This is a genomic window from Bizionia hallyeonensis, from assembly GCF_042657385.1.
In the GTDB taxonomy this organism is placed as follows: Bacteria; Bacteroidota; Bacteroidia; order Flavobacteriales; family Flavobacteriaceae; genus Algorimicrobium; species Algorimicrobium hallyeonense.
Genome location: NZ_JBHSLA010000001.1, coordinates 137,374 through 151,173 on the forward strand (window position 1 = coordinate 137,374; position 13,800 = coordinate 151,173).

Here is a 13,800-nt window from a genome sequence, read left to right on the forward strand (position 1 = left end):
TTTTCCTTTCTCTATTTTATGTATTTGTTTCTAAAACCAACGATTCTGAGTTTACACAATAACGCAAGCCGCTTGGTTCTGGTCCATCCGGAAATACGTGACCTAAATGCGCATCGCAGGTATTGCACATGACCTCAACACGCACCATGCCGAAGGTAGAATCCTTTTCATATTTAATAGCATTTTCCTCTATAGGCTGGGTAAAACTTGGCCACCCAGAACTAGAATCAAATTTAATTGTTGAATCAAACAAAGGTGTGTTACAGCAAACACAATTGTATTTTCCAGCCTCATACACACTACAAAGCGCTCCGGTTCCAGCCATTTCTGTTCCTTTTTTACGGGTAATTCTGAATTGCTCGTCGGTTAAAATCTCACGCCATTCAGCTTCTGTTTTTTCAACACGACGGTCTGGTGTTGGATTTCCATTCACACTAAAACTGATAACCTCTTTCCACGTTAACATAAGCTTGTACTTTCTTTAATTGATAAAATAGTTCATTTTTGTTTAATCCGTGTAAAATAAAAACTCCGACAAAACATCGAAGTAAAACATATAAACAAGAAATTTATTTGTCGCAGTATTATCTTATTCCTTACAAAATACAATTAGCCTTAAATTATAGTAATTTTTTAGTAATTTGTACGTCTAAAGTATCTTGAATTAAACTTATGACAAATATTGTAGAAAAAGCTGAAGCCTATGTTTTTGATTTATTTAAAGATGAATTAGATTCTTCTTTCTTATATCATAATTTAAAACACACAAAGCGGGTTTTGAAAAGTCTTCGAGAAATTATAGCACATACTGATATTTCTGAAAAAGATGCTGAAATGCTCCAATTATCTGCCATTTTTCATGATACAGGCTATACCAAAACCATTGATGATCATGAACAAGAAAGCGTTAAAATTGCCCAAGCATTTTTATCTGAAAATCATGTAGATCCAGAAACAATCGGTGCCATAAGCAACTGCATTTTAGCAACACAATTTGAGTGTGTACCAAAAACTCTTCACGAAAAAATTATGCGTGATGCCGATTCCTCTCATTTTGGGAAAGATTATTTTAATGAAACAAGTGAATTTCTTCGTAAAGAATTAGAAATTCAAGGTATAGTCAATTTTTCGGCTAGCGAATGGCTAGATGAAAACATTAAAATGCTTTCTGAAAAACATGAATTCCTAACGGATTACGCCATTAAAAACTGGCAAGAACAGAAAGACAAAAACCTTTCGGACCTGATTAGTGCAAAAAATAAGTTTAATAAGAAATTAAAAAAAGAAAAACTAAAAGCGAAATACAAAGCGCAATATAAAAACGAAAGTCCCGAGCGTGGTATCCAAACATTTTATCGTGTTGCTTTACGGAACCACATAAAATTAAGCGATATTGCAGATACAAAAGCCAATATTTTACTATCGGTAAATGCCATTATTTTATCCTTAATTATTTCTAACTTATTTTCAAAATTAGACAATCCATCTAATGCTTATTTAATAATTCCCACTATGGTATTCGTGGTGTTTAGCGTCACCTCTATTATCCTATCAGTTATTGCTACTAGGCCAAATGTTACACGTGGCGAATTCACCAAAGAGGATGTTGCCGAGAAACGGGTTAATTTAACCTTTTTTGGAAACTTTCATAAAATGAAATTAGAAGAATTTGAATGGGCTATAGATGAGTTATTAAAGGACAAGAATTACATATACAGCTCTTTAACTAAAGATCTTTACTACCTTGGGAAGGTTCTAGATAGAAAGTATCGTATTTTAAGAATTACTTATTCTATCTTTATGATTGGTATTATAATTTCTGTTTTAGCATTTGCTATTTCATTTAAAATGCAAAATTTTAATTTTCTATAACATCCATTAAGTCATTGTAAGTATAGTAGTTTGTACTATCCGTTTTATTGTTACGATATAAAATGCTAACGCGAATAGCCTTCAAACCTGTTACACCTTGTAAGTCCTGTAATTCTAAAACCTCCAAATCTGTATCGAGCATATTTTTAGATTGAAAAAAGCGAACATACTGTAAGTATTCCTCCTCATCGTCCTGCTGCGAATACACAATACTTAACTTCCCTTTTTCGGTAACCCGTTCTTCGGTACCTTTTATAAAAGCTTTATCCACACGTTTTTTAACAACTTCGTAACGTGCATTATAAGTACCATCTACATCAAACTGTTTTTCGTCCATGCGGAAACGGATAGACAACGGTTGATTAAAAACCAAAATCATTGAAGCCATATCCAATTTTAAAGGATATAAGTCTTGATTGCTATAAAACGCGTTTTCCATATCACACATAACTTGAATTTGCCAAAGTCTTAAATTATAGAGATAAATAAGACTAAAACTATCTTCTCGTGTAATGGATTCACCGATATACATATTGTGTTCTACTCCATCTGTTTTATAGCGTTCAAAAAAATGAGGGTATATTTTTTGCGCCTCCACTTGTCTGTCATCTATAATTGTGGACATGTTTTTATTAATTAAACTAATGGTTTCATCATAGTTTTTTCTGTGCGTGTACAACACTTTTAGGTCCTTATCAATTTGCTCAAAATAATTATCAACTTCTGGCACTAAATTGGCGTTTGTTTTCCTTATAAGATTTAGCATTGATGAAACTTCATTTTTTAAAAACAATGAAATAACATGTTCACTATCCACTTTAAAAGCTTTTTTAACTTGCGTTAGAAAGGCGTTGATTTGAAAAGCCACCTGATCATAAACTGGCATATTTAAATCTGTATTCGCTTTATCTATAATGGCTTTTGCTAATTCTAACTGATCAGTCAAGTCTTTTTGTGTTGCCAAATTTCTGGCTTCAGATGACCCTTTAACATCAATTTGCCCAAATAATGGATAAACGTTTTCAAACGCAATTTCTCTAAAGGGAATGTTTTTATTTTGAAGTATATTTTCTTTAATAAATGCTTGCGCTGCTTGTTTAAAACGCCAATGAACGCTTTTATGAATAGATGTACATTCCTGTTGAATAACGGCTTCTATTAAATTTTCCTGATCCGTTTTACTACGCTCCACCGTTGCAACAATGTATGGCATAACATCTTCCAACTTATTTGCATTAATGCTGTTTAAAGCCTTTGGCTGATTAGAAACTAATTCTAAAATCCCCATCAAGCCGTCTTTATTTGCAATAGGCGCAAAAATGGCACTTTTAAATCCTTGTTCATATAACATTTTTATATGAGGAACTTTTCCTTGCGTTAAATGAAAGGTCTTTTCAACATTAGATACAGCAACATGCTTGTTCTCTTCCAGTAATTTTTTATAAGACGATTTGCACAACATATCTGCACAATTACCCATAGGATTATCATTCAATAGAAAACTGTGCATACCTTCACCGTATACACGCTCAAAGATGCCTTCATCTTTATTGTAAACCGAAAATCCGACCTTGATATCTGTAATTTTTAAGAACGATTGAAATATAGATTGAAGATCTTTAATAAAATTTTTATCCTGTCGTTTGTTTTCTGCTATTAGATTTGATTTGATTTCGGAAATGGCAAAATCATCAGTAACATCAAATATATTAGAGATTACAAATCCTTTTAGCGTATATCCATTTTCAGGAAATAGTTTTTTCCAAAGTGTAATATCATCAAAATTATCCAAAAGTGAATCAATATCCTCTTGTGTAATGTTTGGTGCGTTACTCGATTTTATGACTTCCGTAAAGTCCGCATTATAAAGAATTTTATAAAAACGAATAATGCCATTTTTATCCGGTATTTCATAATGAAATGGCCTCCTAAAATTAAAATCGTAACCGTAATAGGTATTCAAAATAATAGTACATGCCATGATGTATTTATCATCATCCGGCATGTTTTTAATTTCAAGTTTAAAATCCTTACCTGCAGCAGCTATAATACTTTTAAAGCGCTCTGAAAGATTAAAAATAGCATCGTTAAACGGTGCCGTCGCTGCTTTAATTTCGTTTTTTGTGAGTAAGGGATTAAAAGTGTCTTGAAGAATTTCAGCAATTTGTGTTTCTCGTTTTTTAATTAGAGACATATCCGAAAAACCAGCTTTCAATTCCGGGTACATTTCCGCAATTTTAAGAACAGATTTGGCTTTTTCCGCCATCCATACATTTTCACCCTGAGCCAATAGTTCATATTGATCAAAGAGCTTATGAAAACTGATAAGCAATTTTATAGGTGAACTAGTGTTGTTATTGAGTGCCATGCCAAAATATTTATTCAAAAATACAAATATTCTTCTTGGTCGAAAAATAGATCTAACACTAACAGGAGTTTTGTAAAAATTAAAATAAACGATGAAATTAGCATGTTTAACGATTTATCCATCAATTAATCATGGTTTACACTCAAAATCAATACCTTGAAATACTTTTTCGCAATAATTAAATCGAATTTAAAACAATGCTAATCACAAGATTATACAGCCCTTTTTTGTTCACCATGTTTTGCCTAAGCTTTTTACAGTTTAATTATGGGTTTTCACAAACTTGGACTGAAAAAAACGAAAGTGAAAATTATGTAGCGCGGCATGAATTTGGTTTTGTTCAAGCTGGCGATAAATTTGTCATGTTTGGTGGACGAGAATCATCACAAAGACTGGATGTTTATGATTATACCACGAATACATGGGAACAAGGTGGCATAGCTCCAGAATCATTTAACCACTTTCAAGCCATCAGTTTCGAAGGGCTTATTTGGGTAATTGGCGCCTTTAAAACAAATGTTCCAAATCCTGAAGAAAGTGCTGATTATATTTACATGTATAATCCTGCCACAGAACAATGGATTCAAGGTATGGAAATCCCTGAATCACGTAAGCGCGGAGCGGCAGGATTGGCCGTTTACAACAATAAATTTTATGTTGTAGGTGGTAATAATAATGGACATAGCGGTGGTTATGTTTCGTATTTTGATGAATTTAATCCTACCACAGGCGTTTGGACTCCATTAACTAATGCACCACATGAGCGCGATCATTTTCAAGCTGCAGTTTTTGCCAATAAACTCTATGCCATTGGGGGCCGATTAACTGGTGGTCCAGGTGGATTATTTGAACCACAAGTGCCCGAAGTAGATGTGTATGATTTTAGCACAGCGGAATGGACAACATTAAATAGCAGTCACAATTTACCCAATCCCCGAGCAGGTTTAGGTGTTATAATTTACAATAATGAAATATATACCCTTGGTGGCGAAACTACATTTAACAGACCCAATAATGGTCAGGTTTCCATAGTTGAATCCTTTAATCCAACAACAAATACATGGACAACACGAAGTAGTTTAAACTACCCTAGACATGGGTTTCAACCTATTGTTTCCGGTAATACTTTATATGTTGCAGGCGGTTCATCAGGAGGTGTAATTATCCGAAATATGGAATATTTGGGCCCTGATGACGCTTCAGGGACGGCAAATGTTAATAGCACATTTGCAGCAGATGAAACAACCAAAACATTTGAATATGGTCTAGACTATGGCTCGGTAATTATTGATATGGAATTAAGTAATACAGGCGGAACAACAGGCACCTATATTGATACTATTTCCATTACAGGAACAGATTATATATTGGCTAGCACGTATACCAATCAGCTACTTGGTGCTAACGCTAGTATTAATATTCAGGCAGTTCTAACCAATACCACGCAAAACATAAGAAATGGTACGGTCACGGTAACCTATAATAACAATAGCACGTTAACTATTGAACTTGAAGGTACTTTAAACCCAACTTTATCCATGAACACATTAAACGAAACAAATGAAAATCTAGTAGTCCACCCGTCACCTACAAAAAATACGTTTTCAATTAATCATGCAGTTACAGAATTGAAGTTATATGATGTTTCGGGGAAACTTATCAAAGAATTTTCTGGAGTATTTGAAGCCAAACAAAACTTCAGTGTTTCGGAATTGTCAGCTGGAGTGTATATTGTAAAAGCACGTAATAGTTCTCAGGCACAATTCACGGGTAAATTGATTAAAAAGTAACCTTTTTTATGAATGATATTTTCCGCTATTAAATAATTACAGTTTCAACTTAAAAAGAATCAATTTTTATTTTTTGTAATTATTTTAGTCTTGTTTTAATTTATTTAAATACATTTGTCTCGAAATTAAAAACAACAATGAGAAATTTTTCTATTATTCCTTCAATTCGTATTGCAAATGTGATTATCACATCTGCAGAGGGAACGCTATAGAATATATATAACATATTTAGAAAGCCTCCCGATAAATCAGGAGGCTTTTTTTTTTGGTGTAAAATGACAACACAAACAAACATTATTATTATCAGCATTATTATTCGCTTCACAGGGTGAGTCAGGCTGGTAGTATCCAATTTTAAGCCTTTCTCATACACTTGAGAAAGGCTTTTTTATTTTTATTAAATCAACATATGAAAACAGTTACTAACATTATTATTATCAGCATTATTATTATTTACTCTATCGAGTGAGTCAGGCTGGTATTGCACCATTTCAAGCCTTTCTCATTTATTTGGGAAAGGCTTTTTTTATTCAATTAAAGTCAAACTTAAAACAAACCAATATGTATTACAACAACGACACGCTAATCTACTTAAACGGGAAATTTGTTAAAGCCAATGAAGCTTCCACAGATTTGTACAGTCAAACACTTCACTACGGATACGGTGTTTTTGAAGGGGTTCGCGCTTATGCAACCGAAGATGGAACACGTGTTTTTAAATCTCAAGAACATTACGAACGCTTGAAAAAATCGGCAGAGCTTATTCAAATTCCATTTCATTATGATGTTCAAGAATTAGTAGACGCAACTTACATGCTGTTAAAGAAAAATTATTTATCTGATGCCTATGTTCGTCCTTTGGTTTTCTGCGATCCCAACATGTCATTGACAGGCCCAAACAATGTTTCCATCATGATTTGCGCTTGGGAATGGGGCGCTTATTTAGGCGACAAACAATTGCGTTTAACGGTTTCCTCTTTTTGCCGACCTCATCCCCGTTCAATCAAAATTGAAGCAAAAGTGTGCGGACATTATGTGAATTCGATTCTTGCTACAAATGAAGCCAAAGATAAAGGCTATGACGAAGCCTTGCTTTTGGATAGCGATGGTTTCTTGGCAGAAGGTCCGGGCGCTAATTTATTCTTCGAAAAAGATGGCGCTTTATTCACGCCGCAATTGGGAAATATTCTTCCCGGAATTACGCGCGCAACAGTGTTAGAATTAGCCGAAGAACACGGAATCGAAGTTAAACAAGGACTTTTTGAACCTAAAGAATTATTCGCAGCAGATAGCGCTTTTTATTGTGGAACAGCCGCTGAAGTCATTGGAATTGCATCGGTTGATGAAACTGTATTTCCAAAAGCATGGAAAGATTCATTGGGGAAGAAATTACAAGATACTTATTCGAAAAAGGTGAGAGAAAATTCAACAACAGCAACAACATTAAGCACAACGTTATCATGAAAGCTTTAAAAACATACAGTAAAACCATCACGCAAAACGAATCTCAACCTGCCGCACAAGCTATGCTTTACGGAATTGGGTTAACGGAAGAAGACATGCAGAAGGCGCAAGTCGGGATTGTGAGCACGGGTTACGAAGGAAATACCTGCAATATGCATTTAAACGACTTGGCGAAAGAAGTTAAAACAGGTGTTCAAAACGAAGATCTTGTGGGATTAATTTTCAACACAATTGGCGTAAGTGATGGGATTTCCAACGGAACAGATGGCATGCGATTTTCATTGGTTTCCCGTGATGTCATTGCTGATTCAATCGAAACGGTGGTGAGCGCACAATGGTACGACGCCGTTTTAGCCGTGGTAGGTTGCGATAAAAATATGCCTGGCTCTATCATAGCGATGGGCAGATTAAATCGTCCGGCCATCATGATTTACGGTGGAAGCATTCATTCAGGAAAATGGAAAGGAAAACCTTTGAACATCGTTTCGGCTTTTGAAGCCTTGGGAAAGAAATTTAACAACACGATAAGTCCAGAGGATTTCAAAGGCGTCATCAAAAATGCCTGTCCAGGCGCTGGTGCTTGTGGCGGAATGTACACTGCCAACACGATGGCCTCGGCAATTGAAGCTTTGGGAATGAGTATGCCTTACAGTTCTTCGAATCCTGCTTTGAGTACTGAGAAAAATCAAGAATGTTTAGCTGCCGGAAAAGCTATTCGTGTTTTGCTCGAAAATGACATCAAACCCAAAGATATCATGACCAAAAAGGCATTTGAAAACGCAATTACCATGGTCACTGTTTTGGGTGGTTCTACCAATGCTGTCTTGCATTTAATCGCGATGGCACATTCCGTAGATCTCGAATTAATGTTAGAAGATTTCCAAAAAATCAGCGATAAAGTTCCTGTTTTGGCAGATTTAAAACCAAGTGGAAAATACTTAATGGAAGATTTACATACTGTTGGTGGAGTTCCTGCAGTGATGAAATATTTACTCGCCAACAACTTGCTTCATGGAGATTGTTTAACCGTGACAGGAAAAACTGTCGAAGAAAACATGGCCGAAATTCCAGATTTAACCGCAGGACAAAATGTGTTTCTTCAATTGGAATCTCCTTTAAAATCTACTGGACATTTACAAATCCTTTTTGGGAATTTGGCACCCAAAGGGAGTGTTGCTAAAATCAGAGGAAACGAAGGAGAATATTTTGAAGGTTCAGCAAAAGTTTACAACGATGAATACGCAGCAATTGACGGCATAAAAAGCGGTGAAGTAAAATCGGGAGATGTGGTGGTGATTCGCTACTGTGGTCCAAAAGGAGGACCTGGTATGCCGGAAATGTTAAAACCAACTTCGACAATTATGGGTGCCGGACTGGGGAAAAACGTGGCGTTAATTACCGACGGCAGATTCTCTGGTGGAACACACGGATTTGTGGTGGGACATATCACACCCGAAGCTTATGACGGTGGGACACTTGCATTAGTTGAAAATGGCGACAAAATCATCATTGACACAAAAAATAATACCATTCAGTTAAACGTAAACCATCAAGAACTAGCCAAACGAAATTCGGAATGGAACCCACCAAAACTCAAAGCCACAAAAGGTGTCTTATATAAATATGCAAAATGTGTGTCGTGCGCCTCAACAGGTTGCGTAACTGACAAATAATTCTAAAAAAAACAGAAATGAACTCAATAAAAATGACAGGAGCTAAAGCTGTAGTCGAGTCTTTAGTAACCGAACAAGTTGATACAATATTCGGGTATCCCGGAGGAGCCATTATGCCCATATATGATGCCTTGTATGACTATGAAGAATCCGTAAATCATATTTTAGTCCGTCACGAGCAAGGCGCCATTCATGCCGCGCAAGGTTATGCTAGAACATCAGGGAAAACAGGTGTGGTATTCGCAACTTCTGGACCAGGCGCAACCAATTTAATTACTGGCTTAGCAGATGCTATGATTGATTCCACGCCCTTGGTATGTATCACAGGCCAAGTATCATCCCATCTTTTGGGCACGGATGCTTTTCAGGAAACGGATGTGGTGGGAATCTCCATGCCCGTAACCAAGTGGAACTGTCAAGTTACCAAAGCAGACTATATTTCTGCCGCTGTTGCAAAAGCATTTTACATTGCACAATCTGGCCGCCCAGGCCCTGTGCTGATTGATATTACCAAGGATGCGCAATTTGGCCAAACCAATTTCAAATATGAGACATGTACGAATATCCGAAGTTATTATCCTAGGCCAAAGTTGCGCAAATCGGTTGCAGAAGCCGCAGCGAAATTAATTAATGCCGCAAAAAAACCTTACTTACTAATTGGACAGGGGATTATGCTATCTCATGCAGAGCAGGCATTAGTGGAGTTTGTTGAAAAGTCAGGAATTCCGGTAGCATCAACCCTTTTAGGGTTAGGCGCATTTCCCAATAATCACCCACTTTATGCCGGATATTTAGGCATGCACGGTGATTATGCCGCAAACATAAAAACAAATGAGTGCGATGTCCTTATCGCCATCGGTATGCGCTTCGACGATAGAGTTACTGGCGATGTTTCTAGGTATGCCAGACAGGCAAAAGTTATTCATGTAGACATTGATGCTTCGGAATTAAATAAAATTATAAAAGCAGATGTTCCAATTCATGCGGATGCCAAAGAAGCCTTAAAAGTATTAACAGCATTGGTTCATAAAAAAGTCCACAGCTCTTGGTTTCAGGAATTTAAAGATGCTAAACAAGTTGAAATAGATACATTGCAAGAAAGTGCCAGCGAATTACATTCCGAAGAATTGAAAATGGATGAGGTCATCAAAATGCTTTCAGAAATCACCAACGGAGAAGCAGTTGTCGTTACCGATGTGGGTCAACACCAAATGATGACAGCGCGCTATTATAAATACAACAAAACAAAAAGCAACATTACATCTGGAGGTTTGGGAACCATGGGATTTGCATTACCGGCTGCTATTGGAGCAAAATTTGGTGCGCCGGATAAACCGGTAATAGCCATTATTGGAGATGGAGGCTTTCAAATGACGCTACAAGAATTGGGGACCATTTTGCAAAGTGATGTAGATATAAAAATCATCATTTTAAATAACCGATTTCTTGGGATGGTACGTCAATGGCAACAGTTATTTTTTGAGAAACGCTATTCATTTACAAATATGATCAGCCCTGATTTTATAGCCCTTTCTAAAGCGTATAGTATTGAAGCCTCCAAAATTGAAGCTAGAAAAGACCTAAAAGAAAATCTATTAAAAATGCTAAATCACAACGGATCTTACTTGTTAGAAGTCATGGTCGCTAAAGAGGAAAATGTATTTCCAATGATGACAACCGGAGCCTCTGTATCAGAAGTTCGTTTAAACTAAAATAAATGAAAAAAACATATACAGTATCCGTCTTTACAGAAAACAGCATCGGGATGATGAATCGGGTAACAATTATTTTCACGCGTCGCCACCTCAATATCGATAGTATTACAGCTTCCGAATCGGAAGTAAAGGGAGTGTTTCGATATACCATTGTTTTAAGAACAACAAAAGAGCAAGTAGAAAAAGTTATCGGACAGCTTGAAAAACTAATAGATGTTTTTAAAGCATTCGCACATGAAGATTCTGAAGTCGTACATCAAGAAATCGCATTGTATAAAATAAAAACAGGCATTTTAACTAATGGTGATGTGGAAAAAGTAATTCGGGAACATCATGCAAGAATACTTACGGTAGACCCAAAATTTATGGTCATAGAAAAAACAGGACATGTAAAAGAAACGCAATTGCTGTTCGAAAACTTACAACCTTATGGTGTACTTGAATTTGCACGTTCTGGACGTGTAGCAGTAACAAAACCCATGAAAGAATTTAGCACCTATTTAAAAGAGTTAGAAGAATTAAATCACAAATTATAAACAATAAATAAAAAGAATTATGGCAACAATAAATTTTGGAGGCGTACAAGAAAACGTTGTAAAACGTAACGAATTTCCACTTAAAAAAGCACAAGACGTATTAAAAGGTGAAACCGTAGCCGTTATCGGTTATGGTGTTCAAGGTCCAGGGCAAGCACTCAACTTAAAAGATAATGGTATCAACGTGATTGTTGGACAACGAAAAGGAACAACGAGCTGGAAAAAGGCACGAGCTGATGGTTGGGAAGAAGGCAAAACACTTTTCGAATTAGATGAGGCCTGCAAAAAAGCAACTATCGTCATGAATTTACTTTCAGATGCCGGGCAAATACAAGCTTGGGAAGGCATGAAAAAACATTTAACCAAAGGAAAAGCACTCTATTTTTCCCATGGATTTGGCGTGACATTTCATAAAAAAACAGGCATTGTTCCGCCTTCGCATATCGATGTTGTTTTGGTGGCTCCAAAAGGTTCAGGTACATCACTTAGAAGTTTATTTTTAAGTGGGCAAGGATTGAATTCCAGCTATGCCGTGTTCCAAGACGCTACTGGAAACGCCCAAGAACGCGCCTTGGCATTAGGTATTGCCATTGGTTCAGGATATTTGTTTGAAACCACTTTTCAAAAAGAAGTTTATAGCGATCTCACAGGAGAACGCGGTGTTTTAATGGGTGCTATTGCAGGCATTTTTGAAGCACAGTTTAATGTACTTCGCCAACGTGGGCATTCACCAAGTGAGGCCTTTAATGAAACTGTAGAAGAATTTACGCAAAGTTTAATGCCGCTTATTGCCGAAAATGGTATGGATTGGATGTTTGCCAATTGTTCAACAACTGCACAACGCGGCGCATTAGATTGGAAGGGTAAATTTCGCGAAGCTACTGAACCTGTGTTGAATGAATTGTATGACAATGTCGTTTCTGGCAAAGAAGCTGAAATAGTGATTGAAGCCAATAGCAAACCGGATTACCGTATAAAATTAGAAGAAGAATTAACTGCGATGAAAAACAGCGAACTGTGGCAAACAGGATTAGAAGTACGTAAATTAAGACCCACTAAGTAATGGAGTTATTAGATAAAGTATATCAAGCCAAAGAGCGCATAAAAGGTATTGCTATGCATACGCCACTAATGAAAAACGAAAACTTGAGCGAAGAATTTTCTGCCCAAATTTATTTAAAACGCGAGGATTTACAGCCTGTGCGCTCTTACAAATTAAGAGGTGCTTACAATAAAATAATGTCACTTTCAAACCAAGATAAAGCCAAAGTTATTGTTTGCGCTAGTGCCGGAAACCATGCGCAAGGCGTTGCTTATGCTTGTTATAAATTAAACATTCAAGCAACCATATTTATGCCTGTCACAACCCCTCTTCAAAAAACAAAACAGGTTAAACTCTTTGGTAAGAATAAGGTTGAAGTGGTTTTATTAGGTGATACATTTGACGCAGCATTTGAGGAAGCTAACCGTTTTTGTCAAGAAATTGACGCTATTTTTATTCATCCTTTTAATGATGAACAAGTAATGGCAGGCCAAGGAACAACCGCTTTAGAAATTTTGGAAGACCACCACACACCTATTGACTATTTGTTTGTACCAATAGGCGGTGGCGGTTTAGCAGCAGGAGTCAGTTCGGTTTTTAAAAAATTAAGTCCACACACAAAAATTATTGGGGTGGAGCCAGCTGGTGCACCATCCATGTCAATTTCCATCAAAAAAGGTGTAAATACAACATTAAAAAAGATTGACAAATTTGTAGATGGCGCTTCTGTAAAACGTGTAGGAGATAAAACATTTGAAATCTGTAAAGATAATTTGGAAGATATTATCCTTGTCCCAGAAGGGAAGATATGTACAACTATTTTACGTTTGTATAACGAAGAAGCAATTGTGGCCGAGCCAGCAGGCGCATTAACTATTGCTGCTCTCGACTTTTATAAGGAAAAAATAAAAGGAAAACATGTAGTATGCGTTCTTAGTGGCGGCAATAATGACATTTCCCGAACTGAAGAAATAAAAGAGCGATCCTTACTATATGAAGGCTTGAAGCATTATTTTCTTGTCCAGTTTCCACAAAGACCAGGTGCATTAAAAGAATTTGTTAATGATATTTTAGGCCCAAATGATGACATTACCTATTTTCAATTTTCAAAAAAGACGAATCGAGAAAGTGGTCCGGCAGTGGTTGGAATTGAATTAAAAAACCAAGGAGATTTTCAAAAAATAGAAGACCAATTAAAGCACAGAAAATTTAATTATCAATACTTAAATGACAATGCAGATTTGTTTACTGCCTTAATTTCATAACAACCACACAAGCTATTTTGTGGAAGTAAAATGAAAAAGTCCAACCCGAGAATGAATGCCAATTTCATTCCTGTT

General features: G+C 36.3%; 10 protein-coding genes. 8 read left to right on the forward strand and 2 right to left on the reverse strand.

Features of this window, described 5'->3' with window-relative positions; all coding sequences use genetic code 11:
• Nucleotides 1-16: 16 nt before the first annotated feature.
• Entirely contained in the window at nucleotides 17-466 is a 450-nt protein-coding gene (msrB, locus tag ACFPH8_RS00645; protein ID WP_248396018.1) for a peptide-methionine (R)-S-oxide reductase MsrB, read from the reverse strand.
• Nucleotides 467-672: 206 nt separating this feature from the next.
• Here msrB and ACFPH8_RS00650 point away from each other — a divergent pair, with 206 nt between their 5' ends.
• Complete coding sequence (locus tag ACFPH8_RS00650) at nucleotides 673-1,872, forward strand: Pycsar system effector family protein (RefSeq protein ID WP_376858033.1); 1,200 nt, start codon at nucleotides 673-675, stop codon at nucleotides 1,870-1,872.
• On the opposite strand, the gene ACFPH8_RS00655 is transcribed toward ACFPH8_RS00650, so the two are convergent.
• Nucleotides 1,859-4,240: a GAF domain-containing protein gene (locus ACFPH8_RS00655; protein WP_376858034.1), complete on the reverse strand. Its 2,382-nt coding sequence runs from the start codon at nucleotides 4,238-4,240 to the stop codon at nucleotides 1,859-1,861. The two genes, ACFPH8_RS00650 and ACFPH8_RS00655, sit on opposite strands and share 14 nt — an antisense overlap.
• A gap of 236 nt (nucleotides 4,241-4,476) precedes the next feature.
• On the opposite strand from ACFPH8_RS00655, the gene ACFPH8_RS00660 reads away from it, so the two are divergent.
• From ACFPH8_RS00660 to ilvA, 7 genes are all read left to right on the forward strand, one after another.
• A complete protein-coding gene (locus tag ACFPH8_RS00660; RefSeq protein WP_376858035.1) occupies nucleotides 4,477-6,030 on the forward strand; it encodes a Kelch repeat-containing protein in 1,554 nt (517 codons plus the stop codon).
• 561 nt (nucleotides 6,031-6,591) lie between these two features.
• Nucleotides 6,592-7,494, forward strand: a complete 903-nt coding sequence (locus ACFPH8_RS00665) for a branched-chain amino acid transaminase (RefSeq protein WP_376858037.1) — start codon at nucleotides 6,592-6,594, stop codon at nucleotides 7,492-7,494.
• A complete protein-coding gene (gene ilvD / locus ACFPH8_RS00670; protein WP_376859083.1) occupies nucleotides 7,491-9,167 on the forward strand; it encodes a dihydroxy-acid dehydratase in 1,677 nt (558 codons plus the stop codon). Before ACFPH8_RS00665 ends, ilvD begins: the two co-directional genes overlap by 4 nt.
• 17 nt (nucleotides 9,168-9,184) lie before the next feature.
• The gene (gene ilvB / locus ACFPH8_RS00675; protein WP_376858038.1) at nucleotides 9,185-10,879 is read left to right on the forward strand and encodes a biosynthetic-type acetolactate synthase large subunit; all 1,695 of its coding nucleotides are present in this window, start codon (nucleotides 9,185-9,187) and stop codon (nucleotides 10,877-10,879) included.
• A 5-nt stretch (nucleotides 10,880-10,884) separates the two neighbouring features.
• Nucleotides 10,885-11,418, forward strand: coding sequence for an acetolactate synthase small subunit (gene ilvN, locus ACFPH8_RS00680; RefSeq protein ID WP_376858039.1), 534 nt, complete (start codon nucleotides 10,885-10,887; stop codon nucleotides 11,416-11,418).
• Between the two features lie 19 nt (nucleotides 11,419-11,437).
• Complete coding sequence (ilvC, locus tag ACFPH8_RS00685) at nucleotides 11,438-12,481, forward strand: ketol-acid reductoisomerase (RefSeq protein ID WP_376858040.1); 1,044 nt, start codon at nucleotides 11,438-11,440, stop codon at nucleotides 12,479-12,481.
• Nucleotides 12,481-13,725: a threonine ammonia-lyase IlvA gene (gene ilvA / locus ACFPH8_RS00690; RefSeq protein ID WP_376858041.1), complete on the forward strand. Its 1,245-nt coding sequence runs from the start codon at nucleotides 12,481-12,483 to the stop codon at nucleotides 13,723-13,725. The genes ilvC and ilvA overlap by 1 nt, the downstream gene beginning before the upstream one ends.
• Nucleotides 13,726-13,800: the final 75 nt, after the last annotated feature.